This is a genomic window from Acinetobacter sp. AOR12_HL (assembly GCF_027855275.1).
Taxonomy (GTDB): Bacteria; Pseudomonadota; Gammaproteobacteria; order Pseudomonadales; family Moraxellaceae; genus Acinetobacter; species Acinetobacter baumannii.
Genome location: NZ_JAKTIJ010000012.1, coordinates 189,674 through 216,051, shown reverse-complemented (window position 1 = coordinate 216,051; position 26,378 = coordinate 189,674). Strand labels below are relative to the sequence as shown.

At 37.4% G+C, this 26,378-nt stretch carries 23 protein-coding genes; 10 read left to right on the top strand and 13 right to left on the bottom strand.

Annotated elements, in window-relative coordinates:
* The first annotated feature begins 80 nt into the window (after window positions 1-80).
* The 3 genes from mfd (at window position 81) to MKL36_RS05270 (ending at window position 5,699) form a co-directional block, all read left to right on the top strand.
* Window positions 81-3,542: a transcription-repair coupling factor gene (gene mfd, locus MKL36_RS05280; RefSeq protein ID WP_021510817.1), complete on the top strand. Its 3,462-nt coding sequence runs from the start codon at window positions 81-83 to the stop codon at window positions 3,540-3,542.
* 200 nt (window positions 3,543-3,742) lie between these two features.
* Window positions 3,743-4,177: an HIT domain-containing protein gene (locus MKL36_RS05275; protein ID WP_000492048.1), complete on the top strand. Its 435-nt coding sequence runs from the start codon at window positions 3,743-3,745 to the stop codon at window positions 4,175-4,177.
* A 52-nt stretch (window positions 4,178-4,229) separates the two neighbouring features.
* Window positions 4,230-5,699, top strand: a complete 1,470-nt coding sequence (locus MKL36_RS05270) for an adenylate/guanylate cyclase domain-containing protein (protein ID WP_001175670.1) — start codon at window positions 4,230-4,232, stop codon at window positions 5,697-5,699.
* A gap of 49 nt (window positions 5,700-5,748) precedes the next feature.
* On the opposite strand, the gene fdx is transcribed toward MKL36_RS05270, so the two are convergent.
* The 8 genes from fdx to MKL36_RS05230 form a co-directional block, all read right to left on the bottom strand.
* The gene (fdx, locus tag MKL36_RS05265) at window positions 5,749-6,087 is read right to left on the bottom strand and encodes an ISC system 2Fe-2S type ferredoxin (RefSeq protein ID WP_001137383.1); all 339 of its coding nucleotides are present in this window, start codon (window positions 6,085-6,087) and stop codon (window positions 5,749-5,751) included.
* Window positions 6,088-6,105: 18 nt separating this feature from the next.
* Window positions 6,106-7,965, bottom strand: coding sequence for a Fe-S protein assembly chaperone HscA (gene hscA, locus MKL36_RS05260; protein WP_001196574.1), 1,860 nt, complete (start codon window positions 7,963-7,965; stop codon window positions 6,106-6,108).
* A 38-nt stretch (window positions 7,966-8,003) separates the two neighbouring features.
* Window positions 8,004-8,522: a Fe-S protein assembly co-chaperone HscB gene (hscB, locus tag MKL36_RS05255; RefSeq protein ID WP_001015254.1), complete on the bottom strand. Its 519-nt coding sequence runs from the start codon at window positions 8,520-8,522 to the stop codon at window positions 8,004-8,006.
* A gap of 85 nt (window positions 8,523-8,607) precedes the next feature.
* Window positions 8,608-8,928, bottom strand: a complete 321-nt coding sequence (gene iscA, locus MKL36_RS05250; protein ID WP_000581597.1) for an iron-sulfur cluster assembly protein IscA — start codon at window positions 8,926-8,928, stop codon at window positions 8,608-8,610.
* Between the two features lie 30 nt (window positions 8,929-8,958).
* On the bottom strand, window positions 8,959-9,345 hold the full coding sequence (iscU, locus tag MKL36_RS05245; protein WP_000331712.1) for a Fe-S cluster assembly scaffold IscU: 387 nt from the start codon (window positions 9,343-9,345) through the stop codon (window positions 8,959-8,961).
* Window positions 9,346-9,411: 66 nt separating this feature from the next.
* On the bottom strand, window positions 9,412-10,629 hold the full coding sequence (locus MKL36_RS05240; RefSeq protein ID WP_000828390.1) for an IscS subfamily cysteine desulfurase: 1,218 nt from the start codon (window positions 10,627-10,629) through the stop codon (window positions 9,412-9,414).
* A 1-nt stretch (window position 10,630) separates the two neighbouring features.
* Entirely contained in the window at window positions 10,631-11,104 is a 474-nt protein-coding gene (locus MKL36_RS05235; RefSeq protein ID WP_001241480.1) for an Rrf2 family transcriptional regulator, read from the bottom strand.
* Window positions 11,105-11,214: 110 nt separating this feature from the next.
* Entirely contained in the window at window positions 11,215-11,862 is a 648-nt protein-coding gene (locus MKL36_RS05230) for a hypothetical protein (RefSeq protein WP_000005343.1), read from the bottom strand.
* Between the two features lie 210 nt (window positions 11,863-12,072).
* Between MKL36_RS05230 and MKL36_RS05225 the strand changes: the two genes are divergently transcribed.
* From MKL36_RS05225 to MKL36_RS05215, 3 genes are all read left to right on the top strand, one after another.
* Window positions 12,073-12,528, top strand: a complete 456-nt coding sequence (locus tag MKL36_RS05225; RefSeq protein ID WP_000368000.1) for a phasin family protein — start codon at window positions 12,073-12,075, stop codon at window positions 12,526-12,528.
* 169 nt (window positions 12,529-12,697) lie between these two features.
* On the top strand, window positions 12,698-12,970 hold the full coding sequence (locus MKL36_RS05220; protein ID WP_001043034.1) for an HU family DNA-binding protein: 273 nt from the start codon (window positions 12,698-12,700) through the stop codon (window positions 12,968-12,970).
* 131 nt (window positions 12,971-13,101) lie between these two features.
* Window positions 13,102-14,967 carry a SurA N-terminal domain-containing protein gene (locus MKL36_RS05215; protein ID WP_000443423.1) on the top strand — a complete coding sequence of 622 codons (1,866 nt, stop codon included), beginning with the start codon at window positions 13,102-13,104 and terminating at the stop codon, window positions 14,965-14,967.
* 39 nt (window positions 14,968-15,006) lie between these two features.
* On the opposite strand, the gene MKL36_RS05210 is transcribed toward MKL36_RS05215, so the two are convergent.
* Entirely contained in the window at window positions 15,007-15,954 is a 948-nt protein-coding gene (locus MKL36_RS05210; protein WP_000339569.1) for an AraC family transcriptional regulator, read from the bottom strand.
* A 189-nt stretch (window positions 15,955-16,143) separates the two neighbouring features.
* Here MKL36_RS05210 and MKL36_RS05205 point away from each other — a divergent pair, with 189 nt between their 5' ends.
* Complete coding sequence (locus tag MKL36_RS05205) at window positions 16,144-17,367, top strand: alkane 1-monooxygenase (RefSeq protein WP_000993544.1); 1,224 nt, start codon at window positions 16,144-16,146, stop codon at window positions 17,365-17,367.
* A gap of 115 nt (window positions 17,368-17,482) precedes the next feature.
* Here MKL36_RS05205 and MKL36_RS05200 read toward each other — a convergent pair whose 3' ends face one another.
* The 4 genes from MKL36_RS05200 to MKL36_RS05185 form a co-directional block, all read right to left on the bottom strand.
* Window positions 17,483-18,688, bottom strand: a complete 1,206-nt coding sequence (locus tag MKL36_RS05200; protein WP_021510816.1) for an acyl-CoA dehydrogenase family protein — start codon at window positions 18,686-18,688, stop codon at window positions 17,483-17,485.
* A gap of 21 nt (window positions 18,689-18,709) precedes the next feature.
* Complete coding sequence (locus MKL36_RS05195; RefSeq protein WP_171251838.1) at window positions 18,710-19,993, bottom strand: acyl-CoA dehydrogenase family protein; 1,284 nt, start codon at window positions 19,991-19,993, stop codon at window positions 18,710-18,712.
* 229 nt (window positions 19,994-20,222) lie between these two features.
* On the bottom strand, window positions 20,223-21,596 hold the full coding sequence (locus MKL36_RS05190; protein ID WP_021510814.1) for an ABC1 kinase family protein: 1,374 nt from the start codon (window positions 21,594-21,596) through the stop codon (window positions 20,223-20,225).
* Between the two features lie 236 nt (window positions 21,597-21,832).
* Window positions 21,833-22,135, bottom strand: coding sequence for a hypothetical protein (locus MKL36_RS05185; RefSeq protein ID WP_001983881.1), 303 nt, complete (start codon window positions 22,133-22,135; stop codon window positions 21,833-21,835).
* A gap of 190 nt (window positions 22,136-22,325) precedes the next feature.
* Between MKL36_RS05185 and ybaK the strand changes: the two genes are divergently transcribed.
* The 3 genes from ybaK to MKL36_RS05170 all read left to right on the top strand — a co-directional run bounded on the left by ybaK (window position 22,326) and on the right by MKL36_RS05170 (window position 26,374).
* The gene (gene ybaK, locus MKL36_RS05180) at window positions 22,326-22,790 is read left to right on the top strand and encodes a Cys-tRNA(Pro) deacylase (RefSeq protein ID WP_000186524.1); all 465 of its coding nucleotides are present in this window, start codon (window positions 22,326-22,328) and stop codon (window positions 22,788-22,790) included.
* A gap of 373 nt (window positions 22,791-23,163) precedes the next feature.
* Complete coding sequence (locus tag MKL36_RS05175) at window positions 23,164-24,948, top strand: IucA/IucC family protein (RefSeq protein ID WP_021510813.1); 1,785 nt, start codon at window positions 23,164-23,166, stop codon at window positions 24,946-24,948.
* Complete coding sequence (locus MKL36_RS05170; RefSeq protein ID WP_021510812.1) at window positions 24,941-26,374, top strand: lysine N(6)-hydroxylase/L-ornithine N(5)-oxygenase family protein; 1,434 nt, start codon at window positions 24,941-24,943, stop codon at window positions 26,372-26,374. The genes MKL36_RS05175 and MKL36_RS05170 overlap by 8 nt, the downstream gene beginning before the upstream one ends.
* The last annotated feature ends 4 nt before the right edge of the window (window positions 26,375-26,378 follow it).

Genomic DNA, 26,378 nt, shown 5'->3' with positions numbered 1-26,378 from the left:
TGCAGAAAAATAACTCAATTCACTAAAAACATCATGCTACTATTAACCTCATATCTTTTTAGCTCATAAAAGCCATATACATGTTTCAACAAGAAATCTCTCAATTGAATTTGCAACAGCTCAAGGCCGGTGAAAAGCGTTGGGTGGGGTCATTATTAGGTTCATCAGCAGCTTTATTGCTTAAAGAAATTGCCACTCAGCATTCTTCTTTATTGGTATTAGTTGCTAGAAACAACCAACATGTTGCTCAATTAGAAAGTGAACTTGAGTTTTATGGAGTTAAGCCGACAATTTTTCCGGATTGGGAAATTTTGCCTTATGACCGTTTATCTCCCCATCAAGATATTGTGTCAGAACGTCTTGCTATTTTATCTAATATACCTAAACAAGGCGTATTACTGATTTCAGCAAGTACCTTGGCTCAACGGGTTGCGCCTTACTCATGGGTATTAGGAGAACACTTTGATATAAAAGTGGGTCAAAAATTTGATTTAGAACAACAAAAATTAAGGTTAGTTCAGGCGGGCTACCACTTAGTAGATACAGTTTATGACCATGGTGAGTTTGCTGTACGCGGTAGTATTATGGATATTTTTGCATCTGGGCAAGAATCTCCGATCCGCATAGATTTATTTGACGATGAAATTGATTCTTTAAAATTCTTTGACCCTGAAACTCAAAGAACAACAACCACACTAAAAAGTTTTACGGTTTTACCCGCGAAAGAATTCCCTTTAAAAGAAGGACGTTCAGTTTTTAGAGACCGTTATTCTGAGTTTTTTCCTACTGCCAATCCTAAGAAAAATCCAATTTATCAGGACGTTTTAGATGGTATAGCATCGCCTGGCATTGAATTTTATTTACCGCTATTTTTTGATAAAGAACAAATGCAGTCACAAAGTATGTTCACAACATACTTACCAAAGAATTGCATTGTAATTACAACTAGTGATATTGACACTGATTTAACGAATTTCTGGAAAGAAGTTATGCGTCGTTATGAAGACCGGCGCCATAATATGGATCAACCTATTCTTGCTCCAGAAGAGCTATTTATTTCTCCAAATCATTTGCTGAGTGCTTTAAACCAGTTTCCACGAATGCTTGTAAGCGCAGAAACTATTGAAGAAAAAGCTGGTGCACTTAATCTTAAAACTGAACAACCACCCAAGTTGCCAGTCGATCCGAAAAAAGAAAAACCATTTAGTGCCGTAAAAAAATATATTGATGAAGCAAATCATCCTGTTCTATTGGTTGCGGAAAGTGCAGGACGTCGCGAAAGCTTAAAAGATGCGTTGCGTTCAAGTTTAGGTGAGATTCCGAATGTAGAGAATTTTGAGCAATTCCAAATTAGTCAGTTCGCAATTGCTATTACTAATGCACCTTTAGATCGTGGCTTACTTTTAACTGATCAATTAACGGTTATTTCAGAAAATCAGCTTTACGAGCACCGAGTTGTACAGCGTCGTCGCAAGCGTCAACAGGAAGTTTCCGAAGAGTTTCTGATTCGAAGCTTAACTGAGCTCAGCATTGGTGCTCCTGTTGTACATATCGATCATGGTGTGGGGCGTTATGCTGGCTTAATTACACTCGCGATTGAAGGACAAGACTATGAGTTCTTACAACTAGATTATGCCGAAGATGCAAAAGTCTATGTTCCAGTAACGAACTTGCATCTAATTAGCCGTTATAGTGGTGGCGACCCGGATTTAGCACCGTTACATAAAATCGGAACTGATGCTTGGAGTAAAGCTAAGCGTAAAGCATTAGAGCAAATTCATGACGTTGCAGCTGAGCTTTTACATATTCAGGCACGTCGTCAGTCAAAACCTGGCTTCGCTTTTGAACTGGATCAGTCGCTCTATATGCAATTTGCAAGCGGTTTTGCGTATGAAGAAACCCTTGATCAGGCTAATGCAATTGAAGCCACACTCTATGATATGCAGCAAGCAAAACCAATGGATAGGTTGGTGTGTGGTGACGTAGGTTTTGGTAAAACCGAAGTGGCCATGCGTGCAGCATTTGTAGCGGTACAAAATGGCAAACAGGTCGCTGTTTTAGTTCCTACGACTTTACTAGCTCAACAACATTATGAGTCTTTTAAAGACCGTTTTGCTGATTGGCCAGTACGTATTGAAGTGCTCTCACGTTTTGGTTCAAACAAAACACATTTGAAAAATATTGAAGACTTGGCAAATGGTAAAGTCGATATTGTGGTAGGTACACATAAGCTTCTACAAGAGAATGTTCAGTTTAAAGATTTAGGCTTAATGGTTGTAGACGAGGAGCATCGCTTTGGTGTGCGTGATAAGGAGCGTATCAAAGCTTTACGTGCCGATGTTGATATGTTGACACTTACAGCAACGCCAATTCCTCGTACGCTTAATATGGCTTTTTCGGGGATGCGTGATTTGTCGATTATTGCCACTCCGCCAGCCCGTCGATTAGCAGTAAAAACCTTTGTGCAAGAGCATACAGATGCTTCAATCAAGGAAGCGATTTTGCGTGAGTTACTTCGTGGTGGACAAGTTTATTTCTTACATAATGAAGTAGAGACCATTGAGCGAGCTGCCGAAAATATTCGTATGCTTGTACCCGAAGCACGTGTAGCGGTAGCACATGGACAAATGCGTGAACGCGAACTTGAGCAAGTTATGCAGCAGTTCTATCACAAAGAATATAATGTGCTGGTGTGCTCAACCATTATTGAGACAGGTATCGATGTTCCAAATGCCAATACAATTTTAATTGAACGTGCGGATAAACTTGGTTTAGCGCAATTACACCAGTTACGTGGCCGTGTAGGTCGTTCGCATCACCAAGCATATGCGTATTTATTAGTACCTTCGATTAAACACTTAAAAGGTGATGCCGAAAAACGCCTTGATGCGATTCAACGTGCTTCGACATTAGGTGCAGGCTTTATGCTCGCTACGGAAGATTTGGAAATTCGTGGGGCAGGCGAATTGTTAGGCGAGCAACAAAGTGGCTCAATGCAGGCGATAGGATATAGCTTGTATATGGAAATGCTTGAGAAAGCGACTAAAGCAATTCAACAAGGTAAAACCCCGAATTTTGATGCTCCATTGTCGTTAACTGCCGAAATTAACTTACATATTCCTGCACTTATTCCAGATGATTACCTAGGTGATGTTCATCAGCGTCTATTATTCTATAAACGTATTAGTAATACCGATACACAGGAAAAACTAGATAACATCCGTATGGAGCTTATTGACCGTTTCGGTATTCCACCGCAGTCGGTTAAGCACTTATTTAGCGTGCATCAAATCCGTTTGAAAGCAGAACATTTAGGTATTACGAAAATTGATATTAATACTCAAGGTGGAAATATTGAGTTTTCACCAGATACGCCAGTTCAGGCCATTAGTATTATTCAGTTAATGCAAAAAAATCCGACCTATTACCGTATGGAAGGTGGGCAACGTTTGAAGGTGATGGTACAGCTTGAAGAGTATGAAAAACGAATTCAATTTATCAATGATTTATTGCAAAAATTGATGAGTGAACTACATGCCTGAGATCTATTTTTCTAACCAGTGCTAGCTAATCAGGACATTTGTTTTGTTGTAATTGGATTTTATGCACTATTTATACCTTGAGATATGAATAAGTGCATAAAATCATTGTTATTTGTAAGCAAACGGGCTACTAATAATATTCACATCAAAACTGATGTGATAGTATTAGCCATTATTGTTTATTGTCATTTATAAAAGATATGTTTAGTTTGCATCCACAACTTGCTCAAGATACTTTTTTTGTAGGCGATTTCCCGCTTTCAACATGTCGTTTAATGAATGATATGCAATTTCCTTGGTTGATTTTAGTACCACGCGTACCAGGAATCACGGAACTATACGAATTGAGTCAAGCTGACCAAGAACAGTTTTTACGTGAATCAAGCTGGTTATCTAGCCAGTTATCTCGCGTTTTCCGTGCTGATAAAATGAATGTAGCAGCTTTAGGCAATATGGTGCCTCAATTGCATTTCCACCATGTTGTTCGCTATCAAAATGATGTAGCTTGGCCGAAACCTGTATGGGGTACACCAGCCGTGCCATATACAAGTGATGTTTTAGCTCATATGCGTCAGACTCTTATGCTTGCTCTACGTGGCCAAGGTGATATGCCTTTTGATTGGCGCATGGATTAAATCAATGTAATGCCACATATCAATGTGGCAACATTGAAATGTGGAGGATAGGGTGCAATTAGAGAGGTTTATAGATCGGGAACCTAAGCAGTTTGCATATTTTCATCGTTTGATGGGATATTCAATTCTGTCATTAATTTTAGTGATCTATGCCTTTACCTCACCGAATACTAATTATCAAATCTATATTCCTCCTTTTTTTCTTTTTTTACTTTTTGTCAGTTCTAAACTAGAACACTGGTTGCAGTACCAGTTTGATAAGAAAACTCAAAAAAGTGTTTTTTTCGCAATAGATGCGATTGTAGTGGCTGTTACTCTGGCAGGAGTGCACCTTAATCTCGTTCCAACATTTATTGCGCTTTTTGCATTGTTTTACTCAGCAATTAATAGTCGTATTTCCTTTGCAGTTATTTGTTTAACGAGTTTGCTTGGTGCGATTATTTTTTATTTGAGTACATTTTTCCTATTTGGTTTTCATCCATATTTCGAAGCCACAAGCCAAGAATTAACAGTAATTACCTTACTTGGTTTGGTAATGTTTATCACTATTGGAAATTATTACCAACACCGCTGGGTTAAAAAAATTAGTCAGCAACGTCAGCATTATTATGACCAGATGACACGTTATATTGCTTTTGCTAATCAGTTAAGCCGCTATGCTCCATTACAATTATGGCAGTCGATTATGCGTGGGGAAGCTGAAGCAAAAATCGAATATAAACGTAAAAAAATGACCGTATTCTTTTCTGATATTCAGGGGTTCACTGAACTATCAGAAACTTTAATTCCTGATGACTTAGCTTTCTTGCTTAACGATTATTTAAGTCATATGACTGAAATTGCAAAGCAATATGAAGCGACAGTCGACAAATTTATGGGAGATGCGATTCTCATATTTTTTGGAGATCCGAATTCACAAGGAGTTGAGCAAGATGCCAAATCGTGTGTAGAAATGGCAATTGCTATGCGACAGCAAATGAAGTTATTGCGCGAACGATGGAAGAAAATGGGATATTCAGCCTTACATATCCGTATGGGTATTAGTACAGGTTATTGCCACGTAGGGAATTATGGTGCAACCCATCGTATGGCTTATACGATTGTAGGTCGCGACGTAAATTTAGCGGCACGTTTACAGTATGCTGCTGAAATTGATGAAATACTCATTTCTGATGATACTTATCAATTGATCAAAAGTGATTTTCTATGTGCGCCTAAGACCCCAATTTATTTAAAGGGTATTCAAGGGGCAGTAAAAACATGGCAAGTCATGGAAAAATACACAGGAAATAAATCAGACCATCAACAATGGTTTGATTATGAATATAAAGGTTTCCATTTAGTTTTAAATTTAGAAGAAGTACAAAACTACGAATACCCTGAGTTGGTTGAAGTGCTTGAAAAAATGATTCAGCGCATTAAAGTTCAACAAACTTTGGTTAATACTCAAGGTGTTGCTCAGCTTAGACTTGAGGATGAAGTTAAGCCTATAAATATCGATGAAGAACAAGATCAGGTATAAATTTTATATAAATAAAAAAAGCTGCCTAAGCAGCTTTTTTTATTATTTATTAGTGATTTTCCGAAGCGTGGTTAATTGTGTATTTCGGAATCTCAATCTCAAGATCTTCATCTACAACTTTCACCTGACATGAAAGACGTGAGTCAGGTTCCAACCCCCACGCACGGTCTAGAAGATCGGCTTCAACATCATTCATTTCTTCTAAGCTATCAAAGCCTTTACGAACGATCACATGACAAGTTGTGCATGCGCAAGACATATCACAAGCATGTTCAATTTTGATTCCTTTGTTGAGCAAACTTTGGCAAAGATTTGCATTTTGTTCAACTTCAAATTCTGCTCCTTCTGGGCAAAATTGAGCGTGAGGAAGTACTTTAATACGTGGCATATTGATCACCTATACCTTTTAATTTGATTTTGACCAATCATCGAGCTTCGTGCCTTTTAAGGCATGGTCAATATGTCGATTCATCCGTAGTGCTGCAAAAGCATCACTATGTACTTTAAGTTGTTGAACTGCTTGCTCAATCGCTTGGATATCACTGCCTTCAAGCTGAGCTTTTAATGATTCCTTAGCAGAGTTGAGTGCTTCAAGCTGCTTTTCATCAAGTAAATCTGCATCTACTTTTAATGCTTGCTCAAGAGCCTCAAGCTCACGTTCTGCTTCAACTTTAGTTTCTTTTAAATGACGAAGATTTTTGTCCTCTTCGGCATGTTGGAAACCTTCAATTAATAAGCGTTCCGTATCTGCCTCAGATAAACCATAAGATGGTTTGATATCGATATGAGCTTGCACGCCAGAAGTTGCTTCACGAGCAGAAACGGTGAGTAAGCCATCTGCATCAACTTGGAAAGTGACTTCAATACGAGCTTGGCCTGCAGTCATTGGTGGAATGCCATGAAGTACAAATCTCCCTAATGAACGGCAATGTTCAACTAAATCACGTTCGCCCTGAACTACATGAATTAACATAGCAGTTTGGCCATCTTGATAGGTGGTGAACTCTTGACGACGTGCAACAGGAATCGCTGTATTACGAGATATCAGACGCTCAACGAGTCCTCCCATAGTCTCTAGACCAAGAGAAAGAGGAGTTACATCTAAAAGAAGAGAGCCATCTTGGCTATTACCGATTAACTGGTTGGCTGTAATAGAAGCGCCAATTGCCACCACTTCATCCGGGTTGATTGTGCAAAGAGGTTCTTGGGCAAAAACTTCCCGTACTGCTTTTTGAACAGCATAAGAGCGAGTAGAACCACCTACCAAAACAACATTTTGAATATCGGTTAACTCAAGTTTTGCATCACGCAGTACACGCTTACAAACACTAATCGTTTTATCTAATGCTACTTGAATAATGCTTTCAAATGTAGGGCGATCTAGTGTGAGAGTTGCTTCGAGTAACTTTAATTCAACTGAATCTTGAGTTGATAATTGCTCTTTAGCTTGACGTGCTGCCACAATAAATACGGCATAATCTTCATCACTTAAAACATCAATATTAAGTTGTTTTTTAGCCCATTTTACGATTAGACGGTCTAAGTCATCACCACCTAAAGCAGTGTGACCACCCGTCGCTAAAACTTCAAATACACCTTGTGAAAAACGTAAGATAGATACGTCAAAAGTACCGCCACCCAAGTCATAAATTACATAATTACGGTCGGTCGCTAAATTACTTTCTTGATCTAATCCATAAGCTACAGCGGCAGCTGTAGGCTCATTTAATAAACGTAATACATTTAAACCTGCAAGTTGAGCTGCATCACGAGTTGCTTGACGTTGAGCTTCATCGAAATATGCAGGAACGGTAATTACTGCTCCATTAACAGGATTTTGTAAGCTGTCTTCAGCGCGATCTTTTAATTGTTTTAAAATTTCAGCTGAGATTTCTACTGGTGTTTTGCGTCCAGCACGGGTTTCAAAAGCAGGCATTTCATTTTCTGAGCCTACTAACTCATAAGGGTGTTGAAATTTAATATCTGCCTTTGAACGGCCCATAAATCGTTTAACAGAAACAATTGTATTTTTTGGATCTGCAATGATAAACGGTTTAGCTTCTTCACCGTAATGAGTTGTATTGTCCCCATAGTGAACGATAGAAGGAAGTAATCTTCTATTTTGAACATCATTGAGTACTTTAGGTTTGCCTGATAACACTGTCGCAACTAATGAGTGTGTTGTTCCTAGGTCAATACCAATCGCAATGCGATGTTGGTGTGGGGCACTGGATTGACCCGGTTCAGCAATTTGCAAAAGTGCCATGAGTTAAATCCCTTGAAAATAAAGTAGAGAAAGCAAAATTAAAAATCGTCGTCTAAATCAAAACTGTCTTCATCATCTAACAGTTGATCTTCTGCTTTATCAATATCGTTTAAAACACGTTGAAAGAAACGTAACTTACGTACGGTATCGCGTGCTTCTGCCCAATCTTCTTCACTGTAATCAATTTTGAATTCACGGACCAAACCATCAATCCATTGTTGTACTTCTAATCTTAAAGTACGTAAATGTTCAGATGATGTCGCTTCATCAAGTTGTTCACGAAGTTCTAAAGCGGATTGTAGAAATTCGAAATCACTAATAGATTGATCAAGATGATGATCTTGCTTTTTAAGAGCTAAAAGATAAGCAGCGCGGCTATCAACTTGAGAAAGCGTTTTAAAAGCTTGATTGATTTCACTTGATTTGATCAATGCTTGATCTTTATCTGCGGCTTTATCTGGATGATATTGTTGTTGCAAACTTAAGAAATTTGATTTCAAGCTTGCCAAATCGATATCGAGTGCCACAGGTAAATTGAACAACTCAAAATGATTCATTAGAAATGAGGTCCACATTAATTAAATACATTAAAACAGTGCTGTTAAAAGGCACTGTTTTAATGAGAAAAAGGAAAGGAGAGAATTAAACAGTGAATGACTCACCACAACCACATTCACCCTTTTTATTAGGATTGTTAAATTCGAACCCTTCATTAAGGCCATTTTTAACATAGTCCATTTCTAAGCCGTCTAAGTAAACTAAGCTTTTAGGATCTACAAAAACCTTAACGCCGAATTGTTCGAAAATTTGATCATGTTCATCGATATCATCTACAAATTCGAGAACATAAGCCAACCCAGAACAACCAGAAGTTTTCACACCAACGCGAATGCCTTCACCCTTACCTCGGTTTTTAAGGTAATTGCTAATATGAGTCGCAGCATTTTCAGTTAAATGAATCATGAAAACTCCAACGTTTATAATGGTAACAAATTAAGCTTTTGATTTTTTACTACGATAATCTTCAATCGCAGCTTTAATTGCATCTTCAGCTAATACAGAACAGTGAACTTTTACTGGCGGAAGAGCTAGCTCAGTTGCAATATCAATGTTTTTGATTGCTTGAGCTTCATCAAGTGTCTTGCCTTTTAACCATTCTGTTACAAGTGAACTTGATGCAATTGCAGAACCGCAACCATAAGTCTTGAAACGCGCTTCTTCGATTACACCGTTGTCATTTACTTGAATCTGTAAACGCATTACGTCGCCACATGCAGGTGCACCCACCATACCTGTACCAACATTCTCAGAGTTTTTGTCTAAAACACCAACATTACGTGGATTTTCGTAATGATCAATTACCTTTTCGCTATAAGCCATTTCGCTTCTCCAAACCTCGGGGTCAGCCTAATATTAATATGAGGGTTAAAACACTAATTTCAATAATTAGTGTTCTGCCCATTCAACTGTAGAAAGATCGATACCTTCTTTGTACATATCCCAAAGCGGAGAAAGTTCACGTAATTTCTCAACAGCGGCTTTGGTAATTGTAAGCACGTGGTCAATATCTTCTTCAGTCGTGTATTTACCAAAACTAAAGCGAATTGAGCTGTGTGCTAGCTCATCAGATAAACCTAATGCGCGAAGAACATATGAAGGCTCTAAAGTAGCAGAAGTACAAGCAGAACCACTTGATACAGCAGCGTCTTTAAGCGACATCATTAAAGATTCACCTTCAACAAAGTTGAAGCTGACATTTAAATAGTTAGCAACGTTTTGAGTTGGGTGGCCATTTAAGAACACTTGTTCAAGGTCTTGTAAACCGTTCCAAAGTTTGTCACGAAGTTTACGAATACGTTCTTGTTCTGCATGCATTGTTTTGCCTGCAAGTTCAAAAGCTTCACCCATACCAACAATTTGGTGAGTCGCTAAAGTACCAGAACGCATACCACGTTCATGTCCACCGCCATGAATTTGTGCTTTTAGACGAACACGTGGGCTACGACGTACATATAATGCGCCGATACCTTTTGGACCATAAATTTTATGAGCAGAGAAACTCATTAGGTCAATTTTCATTGTAGATAAGTCGATATCGACTTTACCAGCTGCTTGTGCTGCATCTACATGGAAAAACGTTTTATTTGCACGTGTTAATTCACCGATCGCTGCTACATCTGTAACTGTACCAATTTCATTGTTTACCATCATAAGAGAAACAAGAATAGTATCTGGGCGAAGGGCAGCCTTAACCATTTCAGGAGTAATTAAACCTGTTTGTGGTTCTGGCTCTAAATAAGTGATTTCAAAACCTTGTTCTTCCAATTCACGGCAAGGATCTAGAACAGCTTTATGTTCAATTTTACTTGTAATGATATGTTTGCCTTTAGATGCATAGAATTGAGCAACACCTTTAAGAGCAAGGTTGTCTGATTCAGTTGCACCAGAAGTCCAAACGATTTCACGTGGGTCAGCTTTAATTAAGTTTGCGACTTGCTCACGTGCATATTCAACTTTTTCTTCTGCCTGCCAGCCATAAGCGTGGGAACGAGATGCAGCATTACCAAAGGTACCGTCGAAAGTTAAACACTCCATCATACGTTCTGCAACTTGCGGATCTACTGGAGTGGTTGCTGCGTAATCAAGATAAATTGGACGTTTCATATCAAATACCTGTACCCGATAAAAGAGCTGAATCTGTGCCAGTTACATTTTGGCGTAATGCAACAGTTTGAACGTTGTCTCGGCTAATGAGGTTGGCAAGAGTGATTTTAGCTAAATAGTCGGCAATATGATGAGAGAGTTCTTGCCATAAATCGTGAGTAAGACACATTGCACCATTTTGGCAGTTGCCTTTATGGTCACAACGCGTTGCATCAACGGTTTCATTTACGGCTTCAATGATTTCTAACACAGTAATTTCATCAGCGTTTCGAGCCAAATGGTAACCACCATTTGCACCGCGAACACTAGAAACTAACCCATGACGCTTAAGTTTTGCGAACAACTGCTCTAAATAAGCAACTGAAATAGATTGACGTGCGGCAATTTCGGCGAGCGTGATCGTTTGTTCAGTTGGCTGCAAAGCTAAATCAAGTAGAGCAGTCACTGCGTAGCGACCGCGAGTTGTAAGGCGCATGATTCGATACACATGTTAAGACTAGATAATAGGATTTTATGAATCCCGACTAAAATAGTCAAGTTTTTTTATTTTTAATTCAAGTGCAGGATCAAATTAGAAAAAATAAGTTAAGCTACCCACAAATTATATATGAAATAAACAATAAATATTAGGCTAATTATACCAAAGCACAAGTTAATGTTCCGTTGGCGCTGTTGTAAACGTGCAATTCGGTTTTGATACTGTTTAATTTCGACATGCAACGAATTTATTTCTGAGCGTTGTTGGTCGATTTTTTCAAGTAATGGAGCAATTTTTTTGCGAGAGGCTAGGGCTTCGGCTTCATCATCTGGTGCGTTGAACCACTGTTTCCAGTCTGCTAGAAGCTTAGGTAAAGTGAGATGCGAAATTAAATCGATAAGTTCTTTTTTAGTCTCTGCATCCCCATCAATTCGCATGTTATTCAGGCTACGTTGATTTGAAAAAACAAAAATTTTGATAAGGTCAACGAGAGTACTATTAATTTCTAAATCAATCCGACGGTCATATGAGTGAATATCAAATAGCAATCCTTTTTCCGTAAACTGCACATAGAAGTCGAAAAATGGCAAATAGCTATTAATACGGATTGTTATTTTATTGGCGATAAACTTTTTCGCTTGCAAGCGAAGAACACCATCGTGGGTGAGAATAAATGAGAAAAAAGTTTCTAAAATAATTAGAACAATATTCAGCAACAGACGTGGATGTTTTTGTCTTTGTTGCGTTTCACTCATAAAAGTTTATCCTTAAATATTAGAGATTAATTGAGAGAATGAGACATCCTATCTCAAACTTAACACAATGTCCTGTTAAATATATTTACATGACATGATTGTTTTGTAGAACAGTTTCATAAATGTATCAAGTCTTGACTTTGTTATTATAAGAATATTTTGTGGTTAAATAACACTTCGTCTCTCTCATCCGATCAGGAGCTTAGATCAATGGATAATGCAAACATAGAAACACAAGCAGAAGAGCAAGGAGAAAAAAATAAATCAAAATCAAAAAGTTCTAGGAAATCTGCATTAGATTTTAGAAAGTATACTAAACAAATCTGGTTGGCAGGTTTGGGTGCTTTTTCTCGTGCCGAAGAAGAAGGAAATAAACTATTTGACTCATTAGTCAAAGTAGGAGAAGAGTTAGAATCCAAAACAGGTGATTTAGCAGATACAACTGTTGGTAAAGTAACCGAGAAAGCAAAAGAGTCAGTTTCTGATACAAAAGATAAGGTCGAGAAAATTTTAGATACGAGTGTAAACCACTCTTTAAATAGAATTGGCTTGGTCACTCCGAAGGATTTACAGCACATTGAACAACTCCTAGTTCAACTGCATATAAAGGTAGATGCTTTAATTGAAGAAAATCAGAAATTGAAGGCAAAATTGAATGAAAAGTAAAAAAATGTAGGGATTTAGCAAATATATAACAGTTTTTTAGCATTTATTTTTGCTAAAAGCTCTGCTCTAGTATTGCGTTTTCCCCCAAAGCATTGCTATAAAGGCGTCATGGCCTTTTAAACTATAGCCTTGGACCTTAAACAAACGATATTAAGAGGATGTTTTATTCATGAATAAATCAGAATTAATCGATGCAATTGCTGAAAAAGGGGGAGTATCTAAGACTGATGCAGGCAAGGCACTCGATGCGACAATTGCGTCAATTACTGAAGCACTTAAAAAAGGTGACACAGTAACTTTAGTTGGTTTTGGTACTTTCAGTGTTAAAGAACGTGCTGCACGTACTGGTCGTAACCCTAAAACTGGTGAAGAGCTTCAAATTAAAGCAACAAAAGTACCTAGCTTTAAAGCTGGTAAAGGTCTTAAAGATTCAGTTGCTTAATCTTTTAAGATGATTAAACGCGCCAATATAGGCGCGTTTTTTATTAAAAATCTGAATTGACCAATATTGCTCATTCATTCATTGTGGTTTTTCAGTTAAAATTCTCCTCGAAATAAAATATTGGAATACTTATGGAATCGTTTCGTACAGTCATTAAGGGTTGGCTCGGCAAAGTCCTTTTAGTTTTGTTTTTGACCCCTTTAGCGCTTGTAGGTATTGAAGGATATTTTAATAGGGGAAACAAGGCAGATGTCGCAAAAACTGTAAATGGACAGGACATATCAAAAAAAGACCTTGAAACTTTAACGCAAAGGTATAAAGAACAATATTTAGCTGCTGTAAAGGGTGATGAAAGTTTACTTAATTTACCGGTAATTCAAGCCAAAGCTCTTGATATATTGGTATCCCGTAATTTGCTCATTCAACAAGCTGAAAAATTAGGTATTTCTTTAAGCGATGCTCAAATCGAGCAAATGTTAGCTCAGCAGCCAAGTTTGCAAGAAAATGGCCAGTTTTCACAAAAATTATATGAAAATTATTTACGTTCGATTGGTATGACAAGCGAAGGCTTAATTGCTAGCTTACGTCAAGATCACGCTTTAAAAATGTTGACTTCAACTTTTGCAGATTATTCTTTAGTGAGTAAAGTTGATTTAATGCAAATTGCGAATTTGCAAACTGAACAGCGTACATTGCATTTGGCTAGTATTAAGTTAGACCCTTATAAAGCTGGTTTAACTGCATCGAACCAAGAGGCTACTGATTACTACAACAAACATCAGAATGAGTTTAAACAGCCTGCTTCTGTTGATGTAGATTATGTCGTTTTATCTCCGTCTTTAATGGCTAAGCCAGCTCCAGCAACAGATGCCGAGCTTAAACAAGCTTATGCAAAGTTTGTAGAAACTCAGCAAAAAGATGCTAAACGCATAGTGAAACATATCCTTATTACGACAGACGCTCGTGATGATGCCGCAGCTCAAAAACTTGCTAAAGATGTATATGCAAAAATTCAGGGTGGACTTTCATTTGCTCAAGCAGCAGCTCAGTTCTCTGAAGATCCAACTTCTAAAACGAAAGGTGGATTAGTTGAAGCATATGCACCTGGTGTTTTCTCTGATGCATTTGATAAAACTGTTTTAAGCTTGAAAAATGGTCAAATTTCTCAGCCAGTAAAAACACAATATGGCTATCATATTATTGAAGCGGAGACTCAGGCGAACCAAATTCCTTCATTTGAAGCTGAGAAACCACGTTTAATTGCAGAAGTCGAAAAGAATAAAGTTGCATCTGTTTATTCAGATACCGTAAATAGTTTGAATGAAACGATTGTTGGTAATGATTCTTTAGATGCTGTTGTACAGCAAGTTAAAGGTACAAAAATCGAATCATTAAATGGTGTAACTTTAGCTACTCAAAATCCATATTTAAGTGATCCTAACGTAAAAATTAAATTGTTTAATGATGATGTGAAAAATGGCGATCGTAATGCTTCATCTAATATTCAATTAGCGAACGGAGATACTGTTTGGGTTAAAGTACGTGACTATCATGCGGCTGGTGTTAAACCACTTGCCCAAGCAATGAATGAAGTAAAAGCTAAAGTAATTGATGAGAAAGCACGTAAAGCAGCTCAAGCGAAAATCGCTACAATGCTGACAGAATTCAAAACTCAGCCAGCTGAACAAGTTGTCGCGAGAAATAAAGTTGCTTTTGAATCAGCGGGTGTATTTACTCGTTCACAAGGTTTAAAACGTGCAATTGAGCGTGCAGCATTTAGTGTTCCTGCGCCAAAACCAGGTATGTGGTCTGTAACTACCGCAAACTTACCAAATGAGTTAGTGGTTGTGGCTGTTTCTAATGTAAATTCAGCTGCTGTTAACGCTATGCCTGCTGATCAATTGCAACAATTAAAACAGCTTTACCGCCAATCTCGTGGTCAACAGATACTTGAAGATTACAGCGAATACTTAAAGTCACACGCTAAAATCAAATAAAATCTATGTAATAAAAAAAGCGCTTCGGCGCTTTTTTTATTATTCATCGAGATTAGTACCAATATAATTTTGTCTATATTGTTTAGGTGATAAATCAAATACTCTTTTAAATGCCTGACTAAATGCGGTTTCGGAAGAATAGCCCACTTTATTTGAAATTTGTTGTATTGATAAATTACTTGTGCGTAGATATTGGCTAGCTAAGCGGAAACGATAATGCTGTAAATAAGTAAGAGGTGGTTCACCAATAATACTATTAAAAAGATTGGCAAACTTAGATCGTGACATGCAGCATTGCTCAGCTAATGATTCAACAGTCCAGCTTATTTCAGGTTGACTATGAATTGCGGATAAAGCATTACTTAATTCAGGATGTGTGAGGGCACCTAACCAATTTTGTTGATCTGACATTTGTTGAATATGATCACGAATACATTCAATTAAAAGAATACTGACTAAGTGATCAATAATTTTGTCATGACCTGGTTGGATTTTTTGTGTTTCGACCGCTAAAAAGTAGAGACCTATTTGCAACCATTCAGGAGGAGTGGCCTGGTTCTCATGTTGAATATGCATAATAGAGGGTAATGCATTAATAAGTGGCCCTGCCATATAAGTATCGACTTGACAGCGCAAGCAGAGTAATAGGGTATTTTCAGATGTTGATGAGCCTAACTCAATTGGATCGTGGCGATGTCCATTAAATAATGGAGTGATATCGACTGGATCTACAAGTTTACTTGCAGTAGCTTTTGAGTCTGTAGCATGATGCGCTTTTCCAGAAGGAATTAAAATAATATCTCCAGCTCTTGCTGTTATTTTCTCTGACACATTTAATTGGATATATACAGAACCCGTTAAAACAATATAAGCCAGTAAAGCAGATTGATCTTGTGTTTTAAAAGCCCATTCACCTTGTGCTTTTATATAAATATATTCAGACTTATTTAAGTGGATATCATCAAAAAATTTACTTAGTGCATCCATGTTTACGTGATCAATCATTATTTTAATAAAATTATAGTGAGCTATAAGAATAGATCAACATGTGTTTTTAGGACAAAAAAGTGGAAGAAAATGCCAAAGACTTTGAAATAGGTTTTTTGGACGGTTACAACTGTTAAGAAAATAGTATTTCTTTAACTATATAGATATATAGAAAAAGGAAATATGACTATGAATGCACCAGTAAATGTTCAGCAAGAACTTATGCCAGTGCCAGCGTCTATGCGTGAGATAGATCGTAAGCGCTATTTATGGATGATTAGTCCGGCTCTACCTGTAATTGGTTTAGGTATTTTAGCTGGATACCATTTTGGTCCACGCCCATTAAAGAAAGTATTTGCTTTAGGTGGCCCACTTTTATTACACGTTGTGATTCCTGCAATTGATACAATTATTGGTAAAGATGCACGTAATCCAACCGATGAAGAAATTAAACTTCTTGAGAAAGATCCATATTATTCGCGTTTGGTAAAAAGTTTTATTCCATTGCAGTATGCGGCAAATATTTATGCATGTTATTTAACAAGCCGTAAAGATACTTCATTTATTGACAAAATTTTGCTTGGTATTTCGATGGGTGCCATTAATGGTATTGCAATTAATACAGCCCATGAATTAAGCCATAAACATGATCGTATAGACCATATTTTATCTCATCTTGCTCTGGTGCCTACAGGTTACAACCATTTCCGTATTGAGCATCCATATGGCCATCATAAGCGTGCAGCGACTCCTGAAGATCCGGCATCTTCACGTATGGGTGAAACATTCTATGAATTTTGGCCACGTACTGTTATCGGTTCTTTTAAATCAGCAATTGAAATTGAGAAAAATCGTTTAAAACGTAAAGGTAAAGAGTTTTGGTCACTCGATAATGAATTGCTGCAAGGCTGGGGTATGAGTGCTGCTTTCCATGCTTCTATGGTAGGAATTTTTGGTAAAGGTACGATTCCTTATTTGGCAACACAAGCATTTTACGGGATTAGCCTATTCGAAATTATTAACTATATTGAACATTATGGCTTATTGCGTCAGAAAAAAGAAAATGGCCAATATGAACGTACAATGCCAGAGCATAGCTGGAATAATAACAATGTAGTGACCAACTTATTCTTATATCAGTTACAGCGTCACTCAGATCATCATGCTTATCCAACTCGTCCATTCCAAGCGTTACGTCATTTTGATGAAGCACCAGAGTTGCCAAGTGGCTATGCAAGTATGCTGCTACCAGCCATGATTCCTTCATGGTGGTTTAAAATGATGGATAAGCGTGTATTTGATCACTACAAAGGGGATTTAAACAAAGCTAATATTTCACCAAAACGTCGTGCAAAAATCTTCAAAAAATTTGGTGTAGTCGATAAGTCCTTAGAAGCTACACAGGCTGAATAATTAAAAAATATATTCCTGAAATACCGAACCCTCTAATCATGTGGTTAGAGGGTTTTATTTTACCCATAAGTTATAATGCTAAGAAGCAAGGAGGCTAACCCCCCTTGCAATATCTTTATTTTAGTTCGCTTGAAGATTTTCCAAGCTCACGTCGAGCAATAATAAGTTGCTGGATTTGTTGAGTACCTTCAAAAATATCAAGAATTTTTGAATCACGTGCCCACTTCTCAAGTAGTTCATCTTCGTTATAGCCAACACTTGCTGCTAACTCGACACATTTCAAAGTGATTTCATTGCCTACACGACCTGCTTTTGCTTTAGCGATGGAAGCTTCTTTTGAGTTTGGTTTTTTGTTGTCTGCCATCCAGGTGGCTTTCAGCATAAGTAACCGTGCAGCTTCCCATTCGGCTTCCATTCGGTAAATTTGTGCAGCAAGGTTAGAAGTTTGTAAATATGGAGTAGAGTAATTGGAGTCTAACTGGTCTTTAAAAATTTCTTTAATACGCTCTAAAGAAGCCTTGGCACAGCCAATTGCCATTGCTGCGACTAATGGACGTGTATTATCAAAGGTTTCCATTACACCGGCAAAACCTTTTGCAATATCAATTTCAGGGTTACCGAGCAAGTTTTCAGCTGGAACACGACAGTCAGTAAAACTAATAACGGCTGTATCAGAAGCTTTAATTCCTAACTTATGTTCAAGTCGTTCAACCTTCATTCCGGGTGTACCCTTAGGCACTACGAATGATTTGATTGCTGCACGTCCAAGTTTTCGGTCAAGTGTAGCCCATACAACTACCGAGTCCGCACGTTCACCAGAAGTTACGAAAATCTTTTCACCATTTAAAATATAGTCATTGCCATCTTTAGTTGCCGTAGTACGGATCGCTGCAGAATCAGAACCACAACCTGGCTCGGTAATGGCCATAGCCGCCCAAGTACCTTTAAAACGTTCTAGTTGCTCATCATTTGCGACCGCGGCAATTGCAGAGTTTCCTAAACCTTGACGTGGCATGCTGAGTAATAGCCCAGTATCGCCATAACACATTTCAATGATGCCTAACGCTGTTGACATGTTGGTTCCATTACGGACTCCTTCATTATCAGTTTCACCACGTTTTCCTGCACCGGCAGCCCCTGCATTAATTCCTTCACCACCTTCATTCATGCCATCAATGAGTGAAGCGAGCATATCGAGTTCTTTCGGATAAGCATGTTCTGCTTTATCGTATTTACGGGAAATAGGGCGTAAAACATTGATCGCAACATCATGTGCCTGATCAATCATCATTTTGAATTTTTTGGGATTTTGTAAATTCATGAAAATATCCTCTGATTGATCTTAAGCATGTAGGCCAGAATGTAAAATTGCGGTTGCACGTAAATCACGATACCAACGTTCAACAGGGTGTTCTTTTGTAAACCCATGACCACCTAAAATTTGTACGCCATCTGTTCCTATTTTCATGGATTTTTCTGCGCAAAGAATGCGAGCTAAATATGCTTCACGATGGAACGATTTACCTGCTTCGGCAAGACTTGCCGCATTTAGAATCAGCATACGCATAGCATCAATTTCAATTGCCATATCTGCAATCATGAATGCGACACTTTGACGATGTGAAATTGGTTCTCCGAAAGCCGTTCGCTCATTGGCATATTTAATACAATATGCTTTTACAGCTTCACAGGTTCCTACTGCCATTGCACACCACATTAAGTTGCCTAAATCTAAAAAGGCGGTGTAATCAAAATCTGTTGCACCTAGTCGTAGAGCAGGGGTATTACTGAATTTTAAAGTAGCTGTCTCTGCTGCTTTGAGACCCATAGCAAGAGTACTTTTAATAGAAATGGTATCGCCAGCTTGTACTACAAATACATCCGGCTTGCCATTAAAGTCTGCAGACACCAAGAACACATCAGCCAAATCTCCTAAAATGACTAAGGTTTTTTCGCCCTCTATAAAATATTGATCATTTTCAAGAGAAGCTTTTGTTTTTAAGACATAAGGGTTAAATGCTGGAGTAGCTTCTTGTACAGCGAAAGTGGCGGTAATGTCTGAGTCTTCTGCAAAGCAAGGTAAATACATTGACTGAACTTCAGTAGAACCCCAACGTGTAATGGCATTAATAACACTAAACGTACTTAAGAGCCCTGCTGTAAGACTAAAATCACCTTCAGCTAGTTTTTCAGCAATCAATAAGTTACTTACAATATTTTGTTCAGCGGCGACACCACCTAGTGCTTCTGGAAGAGCGTAATAGTTTAATCCTAAATCTTCTACATATTGCCAAAGGCTTTCTGGAAATTGAGCTGTCTGATCAGCATCATGAGCTAATTCCAATAAAACTTCTTGAGCAAATTGAGACATTGCTTCTGAAGTCATCTGTTGTTCTTCAGTTAGGCTTAAATCAAATAGGTTTTTCTTCTGTTGAGGCAGGCGTTGTTGGGGAATTTGCTTAGGTTTAAATGCTTTCTGAGTCTGACTTAATGCTCTAAAACCAGCTTTTGAACCTTGGTAAAGAGACCTTTCAAGAAATTTACGTAGTTTGAGTTGATCAAGTACATCGCTTCCAGCTAGTTTTGTGATCAGCGATAAACCCAACCCTTGGGCTTTATTGATCATATTTGTCATGATTATGGTGTCCTAACACATTGTTATTGTTTTATGCTGACACGCTGTATAAGAAAAAACTATGTCGTTGCTGACATTCAAAAAATGAGTAGATAAATGGTAAAAGCAAAAAAGGTTTTGTTCTATATTTTTGATTTTATAAAATAAAATAAATTTTTAAAAAGAACTATTTTGTTTGGATTGACTAGAATGACACGGAATCATTCTAGTCTTAATAATATTAAGCAAAGTTACGAATCATACGTCGTACATTTGTTTTGGCATCAATAACAGTCATAAATGTATATGCGCCAATAAACTTACGGCTAATAAACATAAATTCTTTTGGGGGAACCGAGAAATATCGAGACGCCATTGATTTGCTTGCTTGCTGCATAACGCGACTATGTAACTGGCTCTTTTTCCAGTCATAACGTTCATGTTTATCCATCAGCCCAGCTGGCATATCTGGATTATTTGCAGGGGTACTGAATGCTTCTGTCGCAAGTAAAAAGACATCGGCCATGCCGGGTTTAATACTTTCAGGCATTGCATCGAAAAACTCATATCCAGTCATTGCTTGAACCATCGCATGTTTATCATGCTGATAACCCGCTTGTATAAGATTACGCGCAACTGAGAGTAAATGTTCATCGAACTGACGGATCGCACCAAAGTCTAATAGTACAATTTTATCCTGAATATCTTGGCCATTACCTAAACGAACAAGGTAGTTACCAAAGTTAGGGTCAGTTTGCATTTCGCCCCATTCAAAAATCTCACGAACTGCAATCTCTAGTGAAGCTTCACCGAGCTGATTGCGGCGTTCTTGAGGAAGGGAAAGCATGACTGGACTATTAATTGGCACGCCACGTTCAAAGGTCATACATAAGACTTGATCGGTACAGTATTCATCTACAATTGTAGGGACGATATAGCGCTCATCATCTTTTAAACGCTCAGCAAAGCGACGTGTTGTGGCAGCCTCTACGTGATAATTGACTTCACGATGCATCATTTCACGTACTTCATCAAACCACTGATCAAACTCACGAGTTTGAGGAACCATACGTGTAAGCTTAAGCATGTTTTTAAACAGACTCATATCGGAGTCAATTGCATTCGCAACACCAGGGTATTGAATTTTTAAAACTAACTCTAAACCGTCTGACTTACGTGTTGCGCGATGAACTTGTGCCAGAGAAGCCGTACCGATAGGCTCATGGTCAACTGTTAGATCATTTAACTTAGAACCTAGTTGTTCTTGTAAATGAGGTTTAATTGCTGGCCAGTCTAAAGCAACAGTTTGGTTATTTAAGGTATTTAAAGCTTGAGTAATTTCTTCTGGTAAAAAATGTTCACCATAAAGCGCCATCATTTGGCCAATCTTGACAATAGAACCTTTTAGTTTGCCAATTTCAGAAACAAGATAATTAGCTTGCTCGCTCATTGCCTTTTTACGCTTCTTCTCTTTTTCTTCTTCACTAGAAAAGAGGGAAGAGGCACTTGCAGTAGCCCAACGTGTTCCTGCCAGTAAAGAAGCTTTCGCGATTGATAAGCGTCGATCCATGGAAGAAGTTTTTAAACTCTTAAGCTTATCGTTCTGATTTGACATGAAAATAGAATCCTATGCGCATCATGCAGCCAAACGCTGGTGATCTAAAATTGTAACGAATATTACATGTTTTGAACGTATTAAAATAGTTCCCTCAGACTGAATGGTGAGTTGAAAGTCTCATTTTAGATTTTAATTTTCTAAAAATAGCCTAAGCGTTAGAGAGAAAATTAAAATATCCACCATTCAGCAAAATAAACCACTACAAAACGTCGTATTAGATGCTAACCGTAAAATTACATTTTAAATTGAATTTTCAATTCAGCCTTTTGCATTAAATGTATACGATTAGCTTGAATATGTTGAATAACCATTTGCTTGACGGAATCATGCATAAAACCAAGCGCATGAGCCTTTACAATAATGATGCTAGGCAGTGTATAGAAAAAGTACTTAACATCATCAAAAGTCGCATTATTAAAAATGCCTTGTTCGATTAAGGTCTGCTGTAAAAATTGCTTTTCATTTAATACATGATCTGAAGACTCATCCCAAAAACGGTGACGCATTGCCATCAGATTATTGTGTTTGTAACTCATAAATTCGCCAGTTCAGACTTTAAATCTCAACTAAATATATTGGAGTCATCTACTCAATATCAAGTTTAGATTGTTTTTTGTTCGGTGTTCGTTTGATTTTTCATGTAAATGATGTAAATAGCCTAAGTAAATTTTAAACTTTCCTTAAAATAAATATAATCAATATCGTTTCACTAAATCTTAAACTCCTATGACTCCTGCATGTAGACTGTTAAAAAGTAACAAAATCGAATTTTCTACCCATGAATATGAACATGACGCAAATGCTAAAAGTTTTGGCTTAGAGGCTGCTGAAAAATTAAACCTTAATGTAAATGAGGTGTTTAAAACACTTCTGGTTACCGATGAGAAAAATTATTTTGTTGCGGTTATACCAGTTAACCATCAACTCAATTTAAAAAAAGTAGCTACGGCAGTGGGGTGTAAAAAACTACAGATGGCAAATCCTAAAGATGCCGAACGTTTAACAGGGTACTTAGTGGGTGGAATTAGTCCTTTAGGCCAAAAGAAACGTTTGAAGACAGTAATTGATGCCTCTGCACAAGAGCTCAGCAAAATTTATGTAAGTGGTGGTAAGAGAGGGTTAGATATTGGTGTAAACCCTAAAGATTTAGCACAAATATTAACGGCGCAATTTGTAGACGTACTTGATTAAATTTATGAAAAGGTGACTACTTATTAATTTAAGCAGGAGTGGGTTGGCTCAAATCGGGTTTTATAATGAAAACCTATTGTAAATGAGAATATTATCATTTAATACTATTGTTAAATTTAGTGAAGAAATTTACATTAAGTAGTCATTCTTAGAATAAACATATTTAATTTCAAAAAGTTATTAAAAAAATAAAAATTATTCAGCATATTGAATAATGAAATGATAATAATTATCATTAATATTATTCTTAGCCTTACATTGGCTGAGTAGAAAAATCATAAACTAAATATGATTAAGCAGTTGTTTTTAACAAATTGTTAAAAAGAAATTTTTTTAAAACAAAAGCTTAAGATTCTGAATAGGATGTAGTCAGATGCAAGAACTTGCCAACCGATTGGCGATACAAAATTTCGTCAACGCTTATATGCAAGAGACTGGCAAAGGATATTTACTTTCTTTTGACCAACAAAGTTCAACTCAACAAGCGTTTAGCTCTGGTTTAACGCTGTTAACTCTTCCTCTTCCTTCTATACAAGCAGAATGTTCTGTACCTTTATCTTATGTAAGTCGTGTAGGACGCCATCGTCTCGCCGCTTTACCGAAAATGTGTATTGATGGCCAATGGCAAAAAATCAGTGCAGGAACCATTGTTAGTCTTTTACTTGAAGAGTTGGTTATTGAATCTCAATTCAAATTAGATGCTGCTTCATTGTTAGAGAAATGGATACAAAGCCGGGACGCGCTACTACAATTTTTAAAACAACGCCACAATGATTTCGACGATTTAGTAAAGGCTGGGCAGAATTTTATTGAAAGTGAACAGGCATTAATTTTGGGTCATAGTATGCACCCAGCGCCTAAAAGCCGGAATGGTTTTGTTCATGAAGATTGGTTGAAGTTTTCACCTGAACATGCTGGAAAAACTCAGTTACATTATTGGCTTGTTCATCAGAATTATATTGCTGAAGGTTGTGCAACTGAGCAGCCAATTTCAGATCAAGTTAAAGACGCAATCCGTTGGTATTTGTCCGAAAGCGATTTAAACCTGTTAAAGACTCATGTTGAATTTAAATTATTGCCACTACATCCTTGGCAAGCTCGTTATTTACAAGGTAAACCTTGGTTTGAGCAATTAAAACAAACAGGACAGTTAATTGATATCGGTTTACGTGGATGGCAATTTTCACCTACTACATCAATTCGGACCTTAGCAAGTTTTAACGCCCCTTGGATGATTAAAACTTCACTATCAGTCATGATCACTAATTCAATTCGAGTGAATTTGGCAAAAGAGTGTCATCGTGGCGAAATTTCTTATCGTTTATGGCACAGTGAATTAGGTAAAAAAATATTAAAACAATGCCCAACACTGAAAGCAGTTAATGATCCAGCCTGGATAGCTCTGCAAATAGACGGCGAGATTATTAACGAGACAATTTGTATTTTCCGTGATCAACCATTTGCAGTACAGCAACAAGTCACTTGTATTGCATCTTTATGTCAAGACCATCCAAATAAAGAGTTAAATCGTTTTAATGCTTTATTTGACCAAATTGCTCAGAAAAATCAACAAACGAATTTTAAAGAAATTGCTTTGGATTGGTTTGATCATTTCTTGAAGATTGGCTTGGCTCCGTTAATGTATGTTTATCATAAATACGGTATGGCTTTTGAATCGCATCAACAAAATGTATTGCTTGAGCTAGAAGATGGTTTACCGAAAAATCTCTGGTTACGTGACAACCAAGGCTTTTATTATATTGAAGAATTTGCAACTGAAATTGTAGAAGCATTACCAGATTTACTAGAAAAAGCTCATGCGGTTGGTCCTAAAGATTTTGTGGATGAACGCTTTAGTTATTATTTCTTTGGCAACACTTTATTTGGTTTGATTAATGCAATTGGAGCAACTGGCTATATCTCTGAAGATGAACTGTTAATCCATTTGCAACAAAATTTACTTCAATTATTAGAGCAATATCCAGATAGCACATTATTACAGGGTTTATTGTTTAACGATTCTTTACCGTATAAAGGCAATTTACTTACACGTTTACATGAATTAGATGAGCTTATTGCTCCATTAGAACATCAGTCTGTGTATGTGCAGCTACCAAATCCACTGTACGTTGAACAGAAGGATGTGAGTTATGCTTGATTTTATTGGAATTGGACTGGGGCCGTTTAATTTAAGTCTGGCTAGTCTGTTACATGATAAAAGCGAGCTGCAATATCGCTTTTTTGATCAGCGTGAGAAATTTGACTGGCATGCTGGTATGCAATTGCCTAATGCGATGTTACAAGTTCCTTTTATGGCTGATTTGGTTAGTATGGTTGAGCCAACCAGCCCTTTTAGTTTTTTAAATTATTTAAAACACCATCAACGTTTATATAAATTCTATTTTAGAGAAAATTTGTATATACCGCGTCAGGAATATAATCATTATTGTCAATGGGTTGTAGAACAACTTAACCATATTGAGTTTAGTAGCCATGTGCTGGATATTAAACCGATTAAAGGTGGATTTGATGTGGAGGTAGTGTGTAATGGGCACCACCAACATTATCGTACTCGACAATTGGTATTGGGAGTGGGTACAACTCCACATTTACCAGAAAGCTTACAACAGATTTACTCAAAATCAGGAACCTGCCTGCATTCATCAGAATATTTACAGTACAACTCCCAGAAGTTATCAGGAAATGTAGTTTTAATTGGTTCTGGGCAGTCAGCAGCAGAGATTTTTTTAGATCTATTTGATCGTCAGTATATGAATGGTCGAACTACACCAGACTTTCATCTTTATTGGTTAACCCGTTCTGCTGGTTTCTTTCCAATGGAAAATACACCATTCGGTTTAGAACATTTTAGTCCGGATTACATGCATTACTTTTACAATTTACCATCAGGTTTAAAGGCAGAGTTACCAGCGCAACAAGCAAATTTATATAAAGGTATTAGCAGTAAAACGCTACGTGATATTTATGAGCGTTTATATCATCGTAGTATCGGTGGAATGCCTACAGATGTTACGTTGGCTGGACATCATCAACTGCAATATGCAGAGCTCTTAGAAAACCAGAAAACAAAGTTGTGTTTTGAACATCGTCAGCAAAATAAGAATTATATTCTGGAGGCTGATTGTGTTATTGCAGCAACGGGTTATCGTTATCCAAACCCTAAGTTTCTACAAAATTTACAATCTTTGATCATACGAGATCAGGCCGACCATTGGCAGGTGGCTTCAAACTTTAAAGTCAATTATCAAGGTGAGGGATCTATATTTATTCAAAATATGGAAGTTTATCACCACGGCGTAGGTACGCCTGATTTAGGCTTAGGAGCATATAGGGCAGCCACAATTGCGAATCAATTGGTTGGTGAAGAGTTATTCAAACTTGATCATTCTCAGTCGTTCCAACAATTTGGAGTGAATGCATCAGTGCAAGAAGAAGTTTCTATTCGCAATATTGCAGCCTCAAAAATAACCGAGTTTTCAAGACCTTTAAATAAATCAGGGCCAATGCATCATTCTGCTTTGGGAGCGTATGCACGAAGTAAATTATCTGAGCATATTGAATAAGCTG

Excerpts from the sequence above, each read along its gene's own strand:
- mfd (WP_021510817.1), top strand. The coding sequence starts at position 81 with ATGTTTCAACAAGAAATCTCTCAATTGAATTTGCAACAGCTCAAGGCC.
- MKL36_RS05275 (WP_000492048.1), top strand. The coding sequence starts at position 3,743 with ATGTTTAGTTTGCATCCACAACTTGCTCAAGATACTTTTTTTGTAGGC.
- fdx (WP_001137383.1), bottom strand. The coding sequence starts at position 6,087 with ATGCCACGTATTAAAGTACTTCCTCACGCTCAATTTTGCCCAGAAGGA.
- hscA (WP_001196574.1), bottom strand. The coding sequence starts at position 7,965 with ATGGCACTTTTGCAAATTGCTGAACCGGGTCAATCCAGTGCCCCACAC.
- hscB (WP_001015254.1), bottom strand. The coding sequence starts at position 8,522 with ATGAATCATTTTGAGTTGTTCAATTTACCTGTGGCACTCGATATCGAT.
- iscA (WP_000581597.1), bottom strand. The coding sequence starts at position 8,928 with ATGATTCATTTAACTGAAAATGCTGCGACTCATATTAGCAATTACCTT.
- iscU (WP_000331712.1), bottom strand. The coding sequence starts at position 9,345 with ATGGCTTATAGCGAAAAGGTAATTGATCATTACGAAAATCCACGTAAT.
- MKL36_RS05240 (WP_000828390.1), bottom strand. The coding sequence starts at position 10,629 with ATGAAACGTCCAATTTATCTTGATTACGCAGCAACCACTCCAGTAGAT.
- MKL36_RS05235 (WP_001241480.1), bottom strand. The coding sequence starts at position 11,104 with ATGCGCCTTACAACTCGCGGTCGCTACGCAGTGACTGCTCTACTTGAT.
- MKL36_RS05230 (WP_000005343.1), bottom strand. The coding sequence starts at position 11,862 with ATGAGTGAAACGCAACAAAGACAAAAACATCCACGTCTGTTGCTGAAT.
- MKL36_RS05225 (WP_000368000.1), top strand. The coding sequence starts at position 12,073 with ATGGATAATGCAAACATAGAAACACAAGCAGAAGAGCAAGGAGAAAAA.
- MKL36_RS05220 (WP_001043034.1), top strand. The coding sequence starts at position 12,698 with ATGAATAAATCAGAATTAATCGATGCAATTGCTGAAAAAGGGGGAGTA.
- MKL36_RS05215 (WP_000443423.1), top strand. The coding sequence starts at position 13,102 with ATGGAATCGTTTCGTACAGTCATTAAGGGTTGGCTCGGCAAAGTCCTT.
- MKL36_RS05210 (WP_000339569.1), bottom strand. The coding sequence starts at position 15,954 with ATGGATGCACTAAGTAAATTTTTTGATGATATCCACTTAAATAAGTCT.
- MKL36_RS05205 (WP_000993544.1), top strand. The coding sequence starts at position 16,144 with ATGAATGCACCAGTAAATGTTCAGCAAGAACTTATGCCAGTGCCAGCG.
- MKL36_RS05200 (WP_021510816.1), bottom strand. The coding sequence starts at position 18,688 with ATGAATTTACAAAATCCCAAAAAATTCAAAATGATGATTGATCAGGCA.
- MKL36_RS05195 (WP_171251838.1), bottom strand. The coding sequence starts at position 19,993 with ATGATCAATAAAGCCCAAGGGTTGGGTTTATCGCTGATCACAAAACTA.
- MKL36_RS05190 (WP_021510814.1), bottom strand. The coding sequence starts at position 21,596 with ATGTCAAATCAGAACGATAAGCTTAAGAGTTTAAAAACTTCTTCCATG.
- MKL36_RS05185 (WP_001983881.1), bottom strand. The coding sequence starts at position 22,135 with ATGAGTTACAAACACAATAATCTGATGGCAATGCGTCACCGTTTTTGG.
- ybaK (WP_000186524.1), top strand. The coding sequence starts at position 22,326 with ATGACTCCTGCATGTAGACTGTTAAAAAGTAACAAAATCGAATTTTCT.
- MKL36_RS05175 (WP_021510813.1), top strand. The coding sequence starts at position 23,164 with ATGCAAGAACTTGCCAACCGATTGGCGATACAAAATTTCGTCAACGCT.
- MKL36_RS05170 (WP_021510812.1), top strand. The coding sequence starts at position 24,941 with ATGCTTGATTTTATTGGAATTGGACTGGGGCCGTTTAATTTAAGTCTG.